This window comes from Bifidobacterium sp. FKU (assembly GCF_026016385.1).
Lineage (GTDB): Bacteria > Actinomycetota > Actinomycetes > Actinomycetales > Bifidobacteriaceae > Bifidobacterium > Bifidobacterium infantis.
Genome location: NZ_CP092888.1, coordinates 772626 through 790177 on the forward strand (window position 1 = coordinate 772626; position 17552 = coordinate 790177).

Consider the following 17552-nt stretch of genomic DNA (forward strand, 5'->3'; position numbering starts at 1 on the left):
ATCCGTGGACGGGCCCGTCTTCCCCATTCCCTTATTCCCGATTCTTTCACCATTGGACATATCATGAGTAATTTCCTCAGACTTCTCGGGCGCAGATTGATCGCCCTGCCGTTCATGGCATTCGGAGTCATCTTTCTCGTGTTCTTCCTGATGTCGTTCTCGAAGTACGATCCCGCAGTCGCCGCGCTCGGCGAGAACGCGACCGGCGCGCAGCTGGAGGCGTTTCGGCACGAGATGGGCTACGACAAGCCCTGGTGGTCGCAGTTCTGGTCCTATCTGGTCGGTCTGTGCCATGGCGACATGGGCGTGTACGGCGTCAACAAGGACTCCGTTTCCGAGCGTATAGGACAAGCGTTCCCGATCACACTGCAGCTCACGTTCATCGGACTGCTCATTGCGGTCGTCATCGCAATCATCTTCGGCGTGCTCGCCGCGCTCTACCGTGATACGTGGGTGGACCAGACGATCCGCGTCCTTTCGATCATCGCGATCGCGACGCCGTCGTTCTGGCTCGGCGTGCTGCTCATCTACATGCTGCAGATCAAGCTCTCCTGGCTGCCCGGCGCGGGTCCGCTCGTCCCGTTCTCGCAGGATCCGGGTGCCTATCTCGAACGCATGGCCATGCCGACCTTTGCGCTTGGTCTGCCGGTCGCCGGCCAGCTTACACGCATCATCCGCACGTCGATGGTCGAGGAGCTCGACAAGGACTACGTGCGCACCGCGATCGGCGCGGGCGTGCCGAAGGGCGTCGTCGTGGCGCGCAACGTCTTCCGCAACGCGCTCATCACGCCGATCACAACGTTGGGCATGAAAATCGGCTACCTGCTCGGAGGCGCTATCGTCATCGAAGTCATCTTCGCACTCCCCGGCATGGGCACGGCGATGTTCGATGGCATCAACGGCAACGAGCCGACGCTCGTGCAAGGTGTAGTGCTCATCGTGGCGCTCTCGTTCATCATCATCAATATCGTGGTTGATCTGCTTTACGTGCTGATTAACCCGAGGATTAGGACGGTGTGAGATGCTGTTCGGACAAAACGAAGTTGTCAAGGCGGCGGCGACCAAACCCAAGGTCAGGTTCAACCGCTTCAACAAGATGACGTTGGGATCGAAGATCTCGTTCATCGTGGTCCTGCTGCTCGTTGTCGCGGCGGTGTTCGCTCCGGTGATCACGCCGTACAGCCCGATGGCGATCACCGAAAGCTATCAGGCCCCGACGGGCGCCCACCTGTTCGGCACCGACAACCTTGGCCGTGACGTGCTCACGCGAGTCATCTTCGGTGCACGATACTCGCTCGTCATCGGTTTGTCATCGATCGCGTTCGCGCTCGTCCTCGGCTCGATCATCGGTGCGATCGCCGCCGTGAGCCGCGCATGGGTCTCCGAAATCATCATGCGACTGATCGACATCGTCATGTCGATTCCCGGCATCGCGCTCGCCGCAGTGTTCGTGGCCGTGCTTGGCCAGTCGATGATCGGCATCATCATCTCGATCGGCGTTCTTTACGTTCCGCAGATCGCAAGAATCGTGCGCGCCAACATCATCAGCGAATACGGCAAGGATTACGTCAGGGCGGTCATCGTCTCCGGCGCGCGTGCCCCGTGGATTCTCATCAAGCACGTCATGCGCAACATCGCGGCGCCGGTCATGGTGTTCACGACCCTATCCGTCGCCGACGCGATCGTCTTCGAAGCGTCACTGAGCTTCATCAATGCCGGCATCCCCGAGCCGACGCCTACATGGGGCAACATCCTGTCGTCCGCGAAGGAAGGCGTCATCTTCGGGTATTGGTGGCAGGCGCTGTACCCCGGTCTTGCGATCATGATCACCGTACTGTGCCTGAACATCCTGTCCGAAGGCATAACCGACGCGATGGTGGCGGCCCCGACCGCCCCGGTCGAGAAGACCGCGGCCGACGTGGCTGCCGACCGCAAGGAAGACCGTCTGCTCACCGACCCGGTCGCGGCCTACGCCGAGCAGCATGATGCGCTCGTCGATTCGCTCACCAAGCTTCGCAACGCCGAACTCAAGCGCACCGATCGCCTTGAACCGTGGAGCACCGAACCCCCCGTGCTCGAGGTCAAGGATCTGTGCATCCAGTTCCCGCGCTACGGCGACGTCAACGTCGTCGACCACCTCAACTTCTCCGTACGCCCGGGGGAGACGATGGGTCTCGTCGGCGAGTCCGGCTGCGGCAAGTCGATCACCTCGCTCGCCATCATGGGCCTGCTCGACCCGAAGGCGAGAATCAGCGGCGAGATCCTGCTCAACGGCAGGAACCTCGTGGGATGCGATCAGCGCCAATACAATAAGATCCGCGGCCATGAGATCGCGATGATCTACCAGGATGCGCTGAGCTCGCTCAACCCGTCGATGCTCATCAAGACGCAGATGAAGCAGCTGACGAAGCGCGGCGGCACGCGCAGCGCCGAGGAACTGCTCGAACTCGTCGGCCTTGATCCCAAGCGCACGCTTGAATCGTATCCGCACGAGCTTTCCGGCGGCCAGCGCCAGCGTGTGCTTATCGCCATGGCGCTGACCCGTGACCCGAAGCTCATCATCGCCGACGAACCGACGACCGCACTTGACGTGACCGTGCAGAAGCAGGTCATCGATCTGCTCAACTCGCTGCGCAAGAAGCTCGGCTTCGCCATGGTCTTCGTTTCCCACGATCTCGCGCTCGTGGCCAAAGTCGCCCATTCGATCACCGTCATGTATGCGGGGCAGGTCGTCGAGCAGGGTTCGACGAAGGAGATCCTCACCGACCCCCGTCACGAGTACACCCGTGGCCTGCTTGGCGCCGTCACGTCGATCGAAGCGGGCGCCCCGCGTCTGCACCAGGTGCCCGGCACGGTTCCGAGCCCGATCGACTTCCCGAAGGGCGATCGCTTCGCTCCGCGCTCCTCGCACCCGGACGTCGGCCTCGACACGAGGCCGGTCATGGTCCGTGTGCCCGGCACATGGCACTTCTATGCGGCGCAGCCGGGCACCCCGTTGCCCGAACCGGCCAACTACACCCGTGCCGACGAACACATGCTCCAGGAGCCGGCCAAAGTGGAGAAGGCCTCCGAAGAAAACTCCGCGAGAGCCGCAGAAGCCGAGATCGGCGACATGACGATCACCGCTGCCGAAGACCCGCGGGACGGAAAGGAAGGCGCACGATGAGCGAACGCATCGATCTGACGAAACCCCATGAGAACAAGAACGTCCCGATCATCGAACTGAAGGACGCGAAGGTCGTGTTCACGACCCGTGCGGGTTCGGGCCTGTTCCACCGCAACAGGATCACCGCCGTCAACGGCGTGAATCTCAAGCTCATGCCGGGCAAGACGATTGGCATCGTCGGCGAGTCCGGCTGCGGCAAGTCGACGACGGCGAACGTGATGTGCGGACTGCAGTCGCTCACGTCCGGGCAGGTGCTGTTCAAAGGGCAGGACGTCACGCATCGCACCGCGAAGGAGCGCATGGAAATCGGCCGTGTCGTCTCGGTCGTCTTCCAGGATCCGGCGACCGCGCTGAACGCCCGCATGAGCGTTGCCGATCAGCTCATCGATCCGCTCGCCGTGCACCATCTCGGCGGCAAGAAGGAACGCGACAAGCGCGCCCATGAGCTGATCCGCATGGTCGGTTTGCCGTTCTCGGTGCTCGGCGCCCTCCCCGGGCAGCTTTCCGGCGGCCAGCGTCAGCGTGTGGCGATCGCACGCGCGCTCTCGCTCAACCCGGATGCGATCATCGCCGACGAGCCGACGAGCGCGCTCGACGTCTCGGTGCGCGCGCAGATTCTGAACCTGTTGAGCGATCTCAAACGTCGGCTCGGTTTGTCGATGGTCTTCATCAGTCACGACATCCAGACGATTCGCTACATCTCCGATGACGTCATCGTCATGAACCACGGCACGATCGTGGAACATGGCACCGCCGACGAGGTGATGCGCCATCCGGTCGACGACTACACGAGGACGCTCATGGCGGCCGCGCCATCCTTGCTGCATCCAACGGCCGAGGAGTGCGCATAGCGGCACACACGTCTCCGGCGGCGCGCGTCTCACGCGGCGTGCGCCACCGGACCGACAACACCCATCCACCATCCGTATCAACACGCCGAGTACCACGTCCGACGATGGACCGGCGCACCATATCCCATACACACAAAGGATCAATCATGGCACAGCAATTCCACGGCGTCATTCCGCCGGCGGTCACCCCGCTCACCGCAGACCAGGAGCTCGACCTGCCGAGCTTCACCCGCTCGATCAACCGCATGATCGATGCCGGGGTCAACGGCATATTCACGCTCGGCTCGTCGGGCGAGGTCGCGTTCAGCACCGATGCCCGCCGCGAGGAGATCATTCGCGCGGCGATTGACATCGTCGACGGTCGTGTGCCGGTGTTCGTCGGCTGCATCGACACCGAAACGAACCGCGTGATCGAACACGCCCGCCAAGCCCGTGAGCTCGGCGCGTCGGCGATCGTCGCGACAGCGCCGTTCTATGCGCTCGGCGGCATGGCCGAAGTCGAACGGCACTTCCGTCTCATCCACGAGGCGGTTCCCGATCTGCCGCTGTTCGCCTACGATATTCCGGTGTGCGTGCACACGAAACTGCCCGGCGACATGCTCGTGCGTCTGGGACTCGACGGCGTTCTTGCGGGCGTCAAGGATTCCTCGAACGATGACGTCTCGTTCCGTTTCCTGGTCGATGACAACAACAAGGCGGGCCATCCGCTGACGCTGCTCACCGGGCAGGAGGTCGTCGTCGACGGCGCCTACATGGCCGGCGCGGACGGCTCCGTCCCCGGACTCGCGAATGTGGAGGCGACCGCATACGTGCGCATGTGGAACGCCTACCGGAAAGGCGATTGGGGTTCCGTGCGCACCGAACAGGACAAGATGGCGGCGCTCATGCGCATCACCAGCGTCGTACAGGGTGTGCAGGGGTTCGGCGCCGGCGTCGGCGCATTCAAGACGGCGCTCGCGTTGCTCGGCGTCTTCGATACGAACCAGATGCCCAATCCGGTCGCGCCGCTCGCCGGCGAGAACGTCGAACGCATCGCCGCGGTGCTTAAGGACTGCGGACTGCCGCTCGCTCGCACGCCGCTCGAAGTGAGCGAATCCACCGTCGTCAAGGGCTGAGGAAAGCCCCGGGCCGTGGGCTCGCCGCGATGTGCCGGCGCGTGGGATCCGACGCGCCGGCACATCGATCAGGCGTTGAACACGTACCGGTCAAGGCGGCGCATGGCCTCCTTGACGCGGCTCAAGGGCAATGCGAGATTGACGCGGATGCTGTAGGGGGCCTGGAACATGTCGCCGTCCTGCCATGCGACGCCCACATCCCAGCCGCGTTTCTCCAACTCGGGCAGGCTCAGGCCGTGGTGTTCGCACCACTGCTCGCAGTTGAGCAGCAGCATGTAGGTGCCTTCCGGTTTGGCCAGACTCACGCCTTGGAAATGCCCGGTGATGTAGTCGTAGGCGTAATCGACGTTGCCGGTGAGCACCGCCTTCAATTCGTCGAGCCACTCATGGCCTTCGGGCCGGTAGGCGCCGATCAGCGCGTGCATGGAAAGCACGTTCATGTCGTTGTAGTGGCATTTCGAGCTTTTGGCCACGATGCGGTCCCGGAGCGTGGGATTGTAGATGATGTGGTAGCTTCCCACCAGTCCGGCGAGATTGAAGGTCTTGCTGGGCGCGTAGAACGCCACGGTCCTGTTGCGTGCGTCCTCGCTGACCGATTGGGTGGGGATGTGCCGGTGGTCGCCCAACGTCAGATCCGACCAGATTTCGTCGGAGATCACCACGCAGTCGTTGGCCCGGTACACCTCCATGGCCTTCTCGATCTCCCAACGCTCCCATACGCGCCCGCAGGGATTGTGGGGACTGCAGAAGACGGCCACGTGGATGTGATGCTCCTTGAGCTTCCTGTCCATATCCTCGTAATCCATGCGCCATACGCCGTGCTCGTCCAGCGTGAGCGGGCTGTGGACGATGCGGTAGCCGTTGTTTTCGATACTCCGGGTGAAACCGATATAGGTTGGGCTATGCAGCAGCACGCCGTCGCCGGGGGCGGCGAACGCGGTCAGCGCGCTGATCACGCCGCCCAGGACCCCGTTCTCGTAGCCGATCGCCTCCCGGGTCAATCCGGTGACCCCGTTGCGCGTGGACTGCCAGTCGATGATGGAGCCGTAATAGTCGTCGGTGGGGGAGAAGTACCCGTAGGCGGGATGCTTCGCCCGTTCGATGATGGCCTGCGGGATCGTGGGCACGGTCGGGAAGTTCATGTCCGCCACCCACATGGGGATGACGTCGAAACCCTCACGTGGCGGGTCCGGCGCGAATCCCGGGTCGGTGCCCAGTCCGTCGACCGCGATCGAATCCATGCCATGCCTGTTCATGATGGACGTGAAATCATACGTCATTGTCCGACAATCCTTTCTCGGTCCGTGGTGGCTGGTCTCAATCTAAATCGGGCTCCTGACGGTGCCGTGGCCGTGGGCCGGCGATTTGACCGCGTGGCGTGTTAGGATATGCACCGTTGTGAGGCAGTGATCCGTTATCAGCGGGGAGTCTTCGGAAGAACGGCGGCAATCGCCCAGTAGAACCGACGGGATCGGCCCGAGACAGCCGAACACAAGCGGTCGCGCAGGCTCGCGGCCTCGAACGTAACGGTTCGGGGTGCGGCGGCCGACGCGATAAGCGAGGTGGTACCGCGGTGCGGGGCGCATATCGACGCCCGTCATCGTCCTCGTAGGCAGGAACGGCAGACATGGCTGTTCCGGGCGGAACACGGTTGGTTCCGGCCACGAGACGATTGACGATCGGGTTCGCGGCCCGGCGTGACCTCCGTGGATAGGGCCGATGAACGTCGGCGCCCGGCGACGGCCATCGATGACGCTCCTGTAGGACCAGTGCACAGTACAAACAGGAGATTTACGGTGAGCGAAAACGTATATCCCAAGGCGAACGAGGGCGGCGAGACCGCGCACGTCGCGCCGAACCCCAGCTTCCCCGACATGGAGGAGACCGTTCTCGACTACTGGGACAAGGACGACACCTTCCAGAAGTCCATCGAACGCAACCCCTCCGGCGACCATAGCCAGAACGAATTCGTGTTCTTCGACGGCCCGCCCTTCGCGAACGGCCTGCCGCACTACGGCCACCTGCTGACCGGTTACGCCAAGGACGTGATTCCGCGCTATCAGACCATGAAGGGCCGCAAGGTCAACCGCGTGTTCGGTTGGGATACCCACGGCCTGCCCGCCGAACTGGAGGCGCAGAAGGAACTCGGCATCGACTCGGTCGACCAGATCGAGAAGATGGGCATCGACAAGTTCAACGACGCCTGCCGCGCCTCCGTGCTGAAATACACCAACGAATGGCAGAACTACGTGCACCGTCAGGCGCGATGGGTGGACTTCGAGCACGGCTACAAGACCCTGAACATTCCATACATGGAATCCGTGATGTGGGCCTTCAAGCAGCTCTACGACAAGGGCCTGGCCTACCAGGGGTACCGCGTGCTGCCGTACTGCCCGAAGGACCGCACGCCGCTGAGCGCGCACGAGCTGCGCATGGATGCCGACGTCTATCAGGATCGCCAGGACACCACCGTGTCCGTGGCCGTGAAGATGCGCGACGAGGAGGACGCCTACGCCGTCTTCTGGACCACCACCCCGTGGACCGTGCCCACCAACTTCGCCATCGTGGTCGGCGCCGACATCGACTACGTCGAAGTGCGCCCGACCGAAGGCAGGTTCGCGGGCAAGAAGTTCTATCTCGGCAAGGACCTGCTGCCGCATTACGAGAAGGAACTCGGCGAGAACTACGAGGTCGTGCGCGAGCTCAAGGGCAACGAGCTGGAGGGACGCCGCTACTACCCGGTCTTCCCGTACTTCTCGGGCGATGAGGCCGAATCCGAAGGCCATGTGCCCGGCCCGAACGGCTATACGATCTTCACCGCCGACTACGTCGACACCGTCGAAGGCACCGGTCTGGTCCATCAGGCCCCCTACGGCGAGGACGATATGAACACGTTGAACGCGCACGGCATCACGAGCACCGACGTGCTCGATGAGGGTTGCCGCTTCACCTCGCAATGCCCCGATTACGAAGGCGATTTCGTGTTCGACGCCAACCTGCCGATCCTGCGCAACCTGCGCGCCGGCGACGGACCGCTCGCCTCCATCCCGGAGGAACGCCGCGCGATCCTCTTCCAGGAGAAAAGCTACGTGCACTCCTACCCGCACTGCTGGCGTTGCGCCACCCCGTTGATCTACAAGCCGGTGTCCTCCTGGTTCGTGTCCGTGACCAAGATCAAGCCGCGTCTGCTGGAACTCAACCAGCAGATCAACTGGATTCCGGGCAACGTCAAGGACGGCCAGTTCGGCAAGTGGCTCGCCAACGCCCGCGACTGGTCCATCTCCCGCAACCGTTTCTGGGGCTCCCCGATTCCGGTGTGGGTCAGCGACGATCCGAAGCATCCGCGTGTGGACGTCTACGGTTCGCTCGAAGAGCTCAAGGCCGACTTCGGCGATTACCCGCGCGACAAGGACGGCAACATCAACATGCACCGTCCGTGGATCGACAACCTGGTTCGCGTCAACCCGGACGACCCGACCGGCAAGTCGCACATGCGCCGCATCAGCGACGTGCTGGACTGCTGGTTCGAGTCCGGTTCGATGTCGTTCGCGCAGTTCCATTACCCGTTCGAGAACAAGGAGAAGTTCGAGCAGCACTTCCCGGCCGACTACATCGTGGAGTACATCGGCCAGACCCGAGGCTGGTTCTACCTGCTGCACGTGATGGCGACCGCCCTGTTCGACCGGCCGGCGTTCAAGAACGTGATCTGCCACGGCATCGTGCTCGGCTCCGACGGCCAGAAGATGTCCAAGCACCTGCGCAACTACCCGGACGTGAACGGCGTGTTCGACAAGTACGGTTCCGACGCCATGCGCTGGTTCCTCATGTCTTCGCCGATCCTGCGAGGCGGCAACCTGATCGTCACCGCGGACGGCATCCGCGACACCGTGCGCCAGGTCATGCTGCCGGTGTGGAGCTCCTACTACTTCTTCACCCTGTACGCCAATGCGGCCAACGGCGGCGCCGGATTCGACGCCCGCCAGCTGCGTGCGGACGAGGTCGCCGGCCTGCCGGAGATGGACCGCTACCTGCTGGCCCGCGCCCGTCGTCTGGTGTTGGCGGCCGAGAAGGCGCTGAACGAGTTCGCCATCTCCGACGCCTGCGATGCGGTCTCCGACTTCATCGACGTGCTCACCAACTGGTATATCCGCAACACCCGCGACCGCTTCTGGAACGAGGATGCCACCGCGTTCAACACGCTGTATACCGTGCTGGAGGCGTTCATGCGCGTGCTCGCGCCGCTCGCCCCGATGGAGGCCGAGTCCGTGTGGCGCGGCCTGACCGGCGGTGAATCCGTGCATCTGGCCGAATGGCCGTTCGTGGTGGACGAGAAGACCGGCGCCGATACCGAGCTTGGCCGCGTGCTGGTCGACGATCCGGCCTTGGTGGATGCGATGGAGAAGGTGCGCGAAGTCGTTTCCGGCACGCTGTCGCTGCGCAAGGCCGCCAAGATCCGCGTGCGCCAGCCCCTTTCCAAGCTCACCGTGGTGGCCGGGAACGTGGAGGCCGTCAAAGCCTACGACGAGCTGCTGAAGGCCGAGCTCAACATCAAGAGCATCGAGTTCTCGACGCTGCAGGATGCCGCCGCCCACGGTCTGAAGATCGTGCACGAGCTGAAGGTGAACGCCCGCGCTGCCGGCCCGCGCCTCGGCAAGCAGGTCCAGTTCGCCATCAAGGCGTCCAAGTCCGGCGACTGGCATGTCGATGCGACGTCCGGTGCGCCGGTGGTCTCCACGCCGTCCGGCGATCTCGAGTTGGTCGAAGGCGAGTATGAGCTGATCAACCGTGTGGAGGAGGAGAACGCCACGGAGGCCGCCTCCTCGGTGTCCACCGCCCTGCCGACCGGCGGCTTTGCGATTCTCGACACGGCGCTTGACGCCGATCTGCTCGCCGAAGGCTATGCCCGCGACGCCATCCGCGCCATCCAGGACGCCCGCAAGGACGCCGGTCTGGACATCGCCGATCGCATCGCCCTGGTGCTGACCGTGCCGGCCACCAATGTGGCCGATGTCGAGCAGTTCCGCGATCTGATCGCCCATGAGACGCTGGCCTCCTCCTTCGAGGTGAAGGAAGGCGCCGAGCTGGGCGTGGAGGTTGTTAAGGCGTGAGGCTTTGATGCATTTAGTGCTCGCGGAGATTTTGGGTTGGCCAAGATTTCTGCGAGCACAAGTCATCTGATGGTGCCGTGCTCTGAACCTGTGGGGATGCTCTGGCGAAAGGCCGGGAACCTTCCACCAGAGCAAAAGGTTTAAAGGGTGGAGGGCACCGGTCTTCCGACCTTTATTATTGCATGACTGAGTTTGCCCTGCATACGCGGGGATGATCCGTTGATAGGGAGGAATGAAAGTTCTTCTGCTGATGGATGCTCCGCATTGGCGGGGGTATTGAATGAGAGTTGACATATAAAGGTGTTATCTAGTATACTTTATATCAGTAAGTTGATTGGGAGAAATGATTATCTTCCCAGCACTTCTTGTAATATGTGTTAAGGAGGACATATGGCGATAACAGATAATTCTCAATTGTTCCCATTGCCAATTCCTCCGATAGAGCATGAGAGGCATATATATCGACCAGCATTTGATTCCTTCATGTCTCGGTCGGAACGCAGACGACAAACCGGAGATTACCATTCGGCAGTGCCGGCAATGTTAGCCGAATACAAATTCGATATACCCACTGATATCAGCGCGAATATGGAGGAAGCAGCTCATGCGTTAGGCCGATTCGATACTTATGCAGCAGTAAAATTTGGTACGTCGGGACACGAAATTAGTCCGATGGCATCCATTTTGCTGCGTACGGAATCTACGTCATCTTCTCAAATTGAGAATCTTACAGTTGGAGCAAAGAAGCTTGCATTGCAAGAGCTGGGTGAAGGTGGCAGCGATAATGCGCGTGTAGTGACTGGCAATGTTCGTGCCATGGAGTCCGCGTTGGAGTTCGCGCATGACTTGGATGAACTGCATCTATTGGCGATGCATCATGCGCTACTTGCCGCACAGGAAGGTTGGTCGCAGTACGCAGGTCGGTATCGTGACGGCTTGGTATGGGTTGGTGGTCGGAGCCCCCGTGATGCTACATATGTTGCTCCTCAGCCCGAGCTGGTCAAACGACATATGGATGACGTATTGGCATTTCTGCAGAGGGATGATCTGCCGATTATCATGCAATGTGCCATTGCGCATGCGCAATTTGAGACCATCCACCCGTTTGCCGACGGCAACGGCAGAGTGGGACGCGCTTTGGTGCATGCGGTGCTGCGTAACAAGGGTCTGATTCACAGCACCACGCCTCCGGTGTCGGCCGGATTATTGACTGATACTCAGCGATATTTTGGTGCGCTGCAGACATATCGTACGGGGGATGCGCGCCCGATTGTGGAATGTTTCGCCGATGCCTGCCTCTATGCCGCCTCTACGGGTATCGAACTAGTTGATGCGTTGGATGCACAGTTGACGGATGCTCGGCAAAAGCTAGATGGTCTTCGCAAGGATTCGTCGGCATGGAGGGTTCTGCCGCAACTAATTGAACAGCCGATTATCAATGGCAAGTATCTGCAAGAAACTCTCGGCATGTCGCCTATGGCCTCATCTCGCGCACTTAAGGTTCTGGCCGAACGCGGTGTACTGAAGGAAAGTTCAGGAGGACGACGCAACACTGTATGGGAGCATAGGGGCGTCTTGTCTGTGCTGGACGATTATGCAGCACGATTGAGGAGGGAATGATATGGCCACTCATTTTCCGAAGGGCAAGCCGGCGTTGTCGCCGGAGGCTCTATCGATTTGGGCGAAAACGGCATTTTACGGGCGCACGGATGACGACAGCTATCTGCAGTTGTGGCAGCATTTGGAGGACACAGGTGAGGTTGCGCTGCATGTATGGGATGATTTCGTCTCCGATAACATCAAGGAGCTGTTGGCTGAGGATATTGGCGATCGTGAAGTTGCAAAGGAACTATATCAGTTCATTGCTGCGATTCATGATATTGGTAAAGGGGCTCCGTCATTTATCGTGCAGAGTACCAAATTCGCTGACAAGGTGAAGCAGACCAAACTGTCCATTAAGGCAATCGTCGGCAAAGATCTGATGCGTTCGGAGTATCGGCATGAGCTCGTCGGATATGCAGCTGTGATCGAGTGGTTCTGCAGCCAGGGGTTCCCGGTTGAGCCGGGGACGTTCGCCTACGGTGTTGCATGTGTTGTAGCAGGTCATCATGGTAAGTCCCTGACTGACGATAAACAGGCGCTGGTCGATCCCTTACAACGGGGGAAAAGCTTCCGTGGGAAAACGTTCATGGGAGATAAGGCATGGACCGCGGTCCGTGATGAGCTGCTGGATTGGATTGCGGAAACTCTGCATGCTCAGCCGATTCTTTATACGCTACGCAACCGATCCCTGCGCAGACGTACGCAGATACTGCTGACATCGATGGTGGTCATGGCTGATTGGATTGCCAGTGATAGCAGATTATTTCCTCTCAATCAGGGTTCCGTGGACGAACAGATCTTCGATGCAAGGTATCGAGCGGACAAAGCATGGCGTATGTTGCGGATTCCGGAACCATGGAACCCGTTCGCAACGGGGGAGTCACCCGATGAGATGTTCGCTGAACGTTTCTCCATCCCCGGCGCGCATATGCGCCCGGTGCAGCGCGAAGCGGCTCGTCTGGCCCGAACCATGCAATCACCGGGCCTGATGATCGTCGAAGCCAATATGGGTGAGGGCAAGACCGAGGCGGCGCTGATTGCGGCGGAAATCCTTGCCGCACGATTCCAATGCGGAGGCATCTATTACGCGCTGCCCAGTCAAGCGACCGTCAACGCGATGTTTACTCGGGTGTTGGACTGGGTAGGGCATCTACCGTCCGATGAACAGGGACAGATCGGTTCGTTATTTCTGGCCCACGGCAAGAACAATCTCAACGATGAGTACGAGCACCTGCGCGAACAATGGTTCGACGATGGAGGAGAAGGACTTGACGCCGAAATGGATCTGTCCGAACCGTCTGTCGGTTCCGTCGACGCTGAATACGACGGGATCGACCGATATGGGAGGAATCATGCATACGACGATCATTCGACCATGCAGGCGGTCGTCAACTCATGGTTGACCGGTTATCGACGCGGTAATTTGTCCGACTTTGTCGTTGGCACCATCGATCAGGTATTGATGGCTGGATTGCGTAGCAAATATGTCGTGCTGCGGCATCTGGCACTTGCCGGCAAGGTCGTGATTCTGGATGAGGTTCACTCCAACACCGCCTACATGAACGTGTATATGGAGACTGTGCTGTCTTGGCTGGGTGCCTACGGTGTACCGGCTATCATGCTCAGCGCGACACTGCCGCAGGAGAAACGCCAGGCTTTTCTGGATGCCTACAGGAATGGGGCGTCGGCTGCTTCCAAAGTGGAGGCGGAACCCGTCAGATATTCAAAGTCTGCTCTGTCGCTTCCGGCAAGGATTCCTCTACCGTCGAGAATCCCGCCGATGTCTGCTGGGAATATCGCGCTGCCGCGGCGTATTCCTTTGAGACAGAGGAAGGATGTGGTACGGAACAATGACGAGGTCTCCGTCGAACCGGATATGCGATATCCTCTGATTTCGGTCGTCTCGGCGAGCGAAGCTCCCGTTGCGGTAACGCCTGAGCCATCCGGTCGTGCCACTGACATCGAGGTGTCGCTGATGGATGATGGTGACGAGGCGCTCGTTTCGTTGCTGAGAAAGAATCTCCAAGATGGCGGATGCGCGGTCGTCATCCGTGACACGGTAAGCCGTGCCCAAGCGACATATCAGATGCTGTGTGAGACGATGGGCGATGATATGGACATCATGCTGGACCATTCCCGGTTTCTAGCCGTCGACCGTGCCCGCATTGATCGGGGACTCATCGACCGATACGGCAGATACGGTTCGGTGGAGGGTCGCTCCGGCATCGTCGTGGCCACACAGGTCGTGGAACAGTCGCTCGATGTGGATTTCGACCTAATGATTACCGACATCGCGCCAATCGACCTAATCCTGCAACGTGCGGGACGTCTCCACCGCCATCATCGTGGAGATGGGGAGAACCTGCGTCCGGAACTGCTACGACAGGCACGACTGGTGATCACCGGGGTCAGCCAGTGGGAGCGCGATGCTCCGCCGCAGTTCGCGACCGGCGTGGATAAGGTGTACCAGCCATACCTGCTGATGCGTTCGCTGACGGTGCTGGATGTAGAACCGGGTGTATCTCGACGACTGAATATCCCGGGTGATATTCCCCGACTGGTGCAGACCGTGTACGGAAAGAAGCTGATATGTCCGGGATCATGGCAGGATAGTGATTATGGGGAGCGTGCCGCGCAGACCAAGTTGGAAGACTCGCGAACTGACAGCGAACATGAGGCCAGACGATTCCGGATTTTCCAGCCGCAGTCACCGCGACATCCCTTCGATATCAACGGTTGGCTCGATGCCACGATGACCGATGCCGACACTCCGGGAGGGGCAGACGAACGCGTCAGCCGTGCCGGGATCCGAGAGGGTGAGGATTCGTTCGAAGTCATCGTTCTGCAACAACAGGATGGAGAGCTTATGTTGCCGTCTTGGTGTGGGTTCAAAGAATCAGAGCGGATACTTCCATCCGGCTTTGGAGCTCCTACTCGCCAACAGGTGCGTGACATCCTGTCCTGCACGATTTCGCTGAGCAGAACTTCTTTGAAGTATATGGATCTTGATGAAGTCATTAAAGCCTTTGAACGGGCCACGCCAGACCCTTGGTACGACTACATGCAGTTGGATCGCAGTCTTGCCGGTCAGTTGATGATCGCCCTCGACGAAAACGGGATCGCCACTTATCAAATCCCGAAGTCGGATAAAGATGGTACAAAAATAAGTAACAGGACATTGACTGTCCGCTATTCAATGGAGAAGGGATGGCAGGTAGATGCCGACGAGTGATCTTTCATACAATTTGATGGATCGTCCATGGATCCCGGTGACGATGACTGATGGGTCGTTTCAATGCCTGTCCATCGTGGAAGCCCTGGAACGGGCGGATCGCATTCACAGCATAGATGGTGACATCCCGCTTCAGCGTTTTGCTCTGGTCCGTCTGCTGCTAGCAATAATATACGGCACGTTTGGTCACCTTTGTGTGTCTGAACAGTCTGACCAGGATTATGATGACGTCTCACACTGGAAGATGTTGTTTGGGAGTGGTTCGGAAAGACGAGAGGATGTTCTCCCTGCGTTGTTGAACTATTGCAGCTATTACCGGGAACGATTTGACCTGTTCGACAATGCGGCACCTTTCTATCAAGTTTCTGGTCTGCACACCGCGAAGGACGAAGTTTCCGGACTGGAACGTTTGATATTGGACGTACCCAATGGCGAGAAGTTCTTCACCACACGCATTGGCGAAGGTCTTGCCACGATGAGCGCTGCGGAGGCGGCACGATGGCTGGTGACCTTGCAGGCGTTTGATGCGTCCGGCATCAAATCGGGTGCAGTGGGCGACCCTCGCGTCAAGGGGGGCAAAGGCTATCCTATCGGTGTGGCATGGGCTGGGCATCTGGGCGGGGATCTCGTTGAAGGATCCAACCTGTGGCAGACACTGATACTTAACTACGTCGGCGTCGGCGTACTCGGTCTTGACGATGGGTCGGTGTGGAACGATAACGAGGATGTGCCAATATGGGAGCGTGATCCGTTGACGGCACAGGCTGAGGTGGGACTTGACCAGCCTGCGGAAAAGACAGGCCACACGGTCAGCTTCTTAGGCCCGGCGACGCTGCTGACTTGGCAGTCTCGACGCGTGCTGCTAGCCCATGACGGGGAGACAGTCACCGGTGTGTTGATTTGTAATGGTGACCGTTTGAAGCCACAGAATGCACACCAATATGAAACTATGACCTCATGGCGGCGTAGCGACGCTCAGGAAAAGGCACTGAAGATGTCGCTGGTATATATGCCTCGTAAACATGATCCATCCCGCGCGCTGTGGCGGGGTCTACCGACGTTGATTGTGGACGAGCATGCAAGGGCCGAACATGGTAGTGAACCTCCGAAAGCATTGCGACCACTAACGTTGCGATGGCTGGACAAGGTCAATATTGGCGAATTACCCATCCGGTTGCACGCATTCGGCGTTGAATATGGCAGCAACGAAGCGGTGGTTGACACCACTGTGGACGATGTGCTCGATCTGAACCTGACGGTGCTGTCCTCGCAGCACCCCGAATTGGGCGGAGTCGTCTGCGACGCTGTCGGTATGGTGGATAACGGTGTACAGGAGCTACGGAATCTGGCGGGAAACATAGCCATCGCTGCCGGGTTGCCAGTGGATGGACCGAGAACTCGGGCCGCAGACACCGGGTACACTGCTTTCGATAGCGCATTTCGACGGTGGGTGCGTGGGATTGACTCCGATGCCGATGTGGAAGAGGTTCGGCAGAAATGGAGTACGACTGTGCGACGTATCCTGTTCCGTCTCGGGAATCAGCTTGCCGCCCAAGCATCCTCTCGCGCAATCGTCGGTCGTGACATCACTCGCAGAAACCCGAAAACCGGTGCATCGACAACTACGCATTACTGCGTGGCACTTGCCGAAATTTGGTACCGAGGGAGAATCAATAAGCTTATCCCCGAGGTCCCCAACGAAGGAGAGAACGAATAATGGAACAGCATATGGAGCAATCCGGGCAAGGCATGCCTCCGACCGTACGACTTACGCCACTCGGCACATGGGTGTCGGGACGAGTACGTCGACTAGCCAATGGCGGTGGTAGCGAGAAAGGATATTTGGACGACGGTGCCTACACGACTGCAGCAATAGCCAAACTTCGGAACAGCGTCGGCCATGAGATCGGCGACAATCCCGATGTGTTCGCGTGGACTTTGCCGGATACGGATGATCGCGCGATCAGAGGATACGATTCCACCGATTCTGGTACACCAACGCCTCAGGAGCATGCCATCTATGCGGCTGTCACGCTATTTGCGCTGCACCAGCAGTCGATTCGTGACCTGTCGATGCACACCGATGCGGGGGTTTCGCTTGGTCTTGCGGTAGGCCGTATGGCATACGGCAATTTCAATGAGAACGGCATCTGTGGCATGTTCGACCGGCTGCAGACCGCCAACAGCTGGAAGGAGCTGACTCGACATGCGCGAGGCCTGATTCGACTACTCCGACGCGAGCGCATCGCCATCAATTACGGGATGCTCGCTCAGGACTTGGAAGGACTGCGTTCCGGACGGGCACGGGCCAATGCGGTTCGGCTGCGATGGGGGCGTGACTTTCAGCGAGGCTATGGAGCCGCGAGGGCCAGCGATGATTCGAATAGCTAGTGCAATGCTCTGAGCCCGGGGCCATCCATCCATTGACTCATGACGTCTCCATATTGACGTCCCGTACACAAACAATATGACGGCAAG

At 59.7% G+C, this 17552-nt stretch carries 10 protein-coding genes; 9 read left to right on the top strand and 1 reads right to left on the bottom strand.

Going from position 1 to position 17552, the window contains the following annotated elements:
• Positions 1–63: 63 nt before the first annotated feature.
• From MMB48_RS03495 to MMB48_RS03510, 4 genes are all read left to right on the top strand, one after another.
• Positions 64–1020 carry an ABC transporter permease gene (locus tag MMB48_RS03495; RefSeq protein WP_050496287.1) on the top strand — a complete coding sequence of 319 codons (957 nt, stop codon included), beginning with the start codon at positions 64–66 and terminating at the stop codon, positions 1018–1020.
• Position 1021: 1 nt separating this feature from the next.
• Positions 1022–3166, top strand: coding sequence for a dipeptide/oligopeptide/nickel ABC transporter permease/ATP-binding protein (locus tag MMB48_RS03500; RefSeq protein WP_032744699.1), 2145 nt, complete (start codon positions 1022–1024; stop codon positions 3164–3166).
• Complete coding sequence (locus MMB48_RS03505; protein ID WP_012577048.1) at positions 3163–4017, top strand: ABC transporter ATP-binding protein; 855 nt, start codon at positions 3163–3165, stop codon at positions 4015–4017. The genes MMB48_RS03500 and MMB48_RS03505 overlap by 4 nt, the downstream gene beginning before the upstream one ends.
• 146 nt (positions 4018–4163) lie before the next feature.
• Positions 4164–5132: a dihydrodipicolinate synthase family protein gene (locus MMB48_RS03510; RefSeq protein WP_032744698.1), complete on the top strand. Its 969-nt coding sequence runs from the start codon at positions 4164–4166 to the stop codon at positions 5130–5132.
• 68 nt (positions 5133–5200) lie between these two features.
• Here MMB48_RS03510 and MMB48_RS03515 read toward each other — a convergent pair whose 3' ends face one another.
• A complete protein-coding gene (locus tag MMB48_RS03515) occupies positions 5201–6412 on the bottom strand; it encodes a MalY/PatB family protein (protein WP_032744697.1) in 1212 nt (403 codons plus the stop codon).
• 516 nt (positions 6413–6928) lie between these two features.
• Here MMB48_RS03515 and ileS point away from each other — a divergent pair.
• The 5 genes from ileS to casB all read left to right on the top strand — a co-directional run bounded on the left by ileS (position 6929) and on the right by casB (position 17465).
• Positions 6929–10240, top strand: coding sequence for a mupirocin-resistant isoleucine--tRNA ligase (gene ileS, locus MMB48_RS03520; RefSeq protein ID WP_032744695.1), 3312 nt, complete (start codon positions 6929–6931; stop codon positions 10238–10240).
• A gap of 390 nt (positions 10241–10630) precedes the next feature.
• Complete coding sequence (locus MMB48_RS03525) at positions 10631–11860, top strand: Fic family protein (protein ID WP_032744693.1); 1230 nt, start codon at positions 10631–10633, stop codon at positions 11858–11860.
• 1 nt (position 11861) lies between these two features.
• On the top strand, positions 11862–15074 hold the full coding sequence (locus MMB48_RS03530; protein WP_050496286.1) for a CRISPR-associated helicase/endonuclease Cas3: 3213 nt from the start codon (positions 11862–11864) through the stop codon (positions 15072–15074).
• Entirely contained in the window at positions 15061–16791 is a 1731-nt protein-coding gene (casA, locus tag MMB48_RS03535; protein WP_032744692.1) for a type I-E CRISPR-associated protein Cse1/CasA, read from the top strand. Before MMB48_RS03530 ends, casA begins: the two co-directional genes overlap by 14 nt.
• A complete protein-coding gene (gene casB / locus MMB48_RS03540; RefSeq protein WP_032744691.1) occupies positions 16791–17465 on the top strand; it encodes a type I-E CRISPR-associated protein Cse2/CasB in 675 nt (224 codons plus the stop codon). Before casA ends, casB begins: the two co-directional genes overlap by 1 nt.
• Positions 17466–17552: the final 87 nt, after the last annotated feature.

Coding starts and splice junctions, on each gene's coding strand:
- MMB48_RS03495 (WP_050496287.1), top strand. CDS start 64: ATGAGTAATTTCCTCAGACTTCTCGGGCGCAGATTGATCGCCCTGCCG.
- MMB48_RS03500 (WP_032744699.1), top strand. CDS start 1,022: ATGCTGTTCGGACAAAACGAAGTTGTCAAGGCGGCGGCGACCAAACCC.
- MMB48_RS03505 (WP_012577048.1), top strand. CDS start 3,163: ATGAGCGAACGCATCGATCTGACGAAACCCCATGAGAACAAGAACGTC.
- MMB48_RS03510 (WP_032744698.1), top strand. CDS start 4,164: ATGGCACAGCAATTCCACGGCGTCATTCCGCCGGCGGTCACCCCGCTC.
- MMB48_RS03515 (WP_032744697.1), bottom strand. CDS start 6,412: ATGACGTATGATTTCACGTCCATCATGAACAGGCATGGCATGGATTCG.
- MMB48_RS03525 (WP_032744693.1), top strand. CDS start 10,631: ATGGCGATAACAGATAATTCTCAATTGTTCCCATTGCCAATTCCTCCG.
- MMB48_RS03530 (WP_050496286.1), top strand. CDS start 11,862: ATGGCCACTCATTTTCCGAAGGGCAAGCCGGCGTTGTCGCCGGAGGCT.
- casA (WP_032744692.1), top strand. CDS start 15,061: ATGCCGACGAGTGATCTTTCATACAATTTGATGGATCGTCCATGGATC.
- casB (WP_032744691.1), top strand. CDS start 16,791: ATGGAACAGCATATGGAGCAATCCGGGCAAGGCATGCCTCCGACCGTA.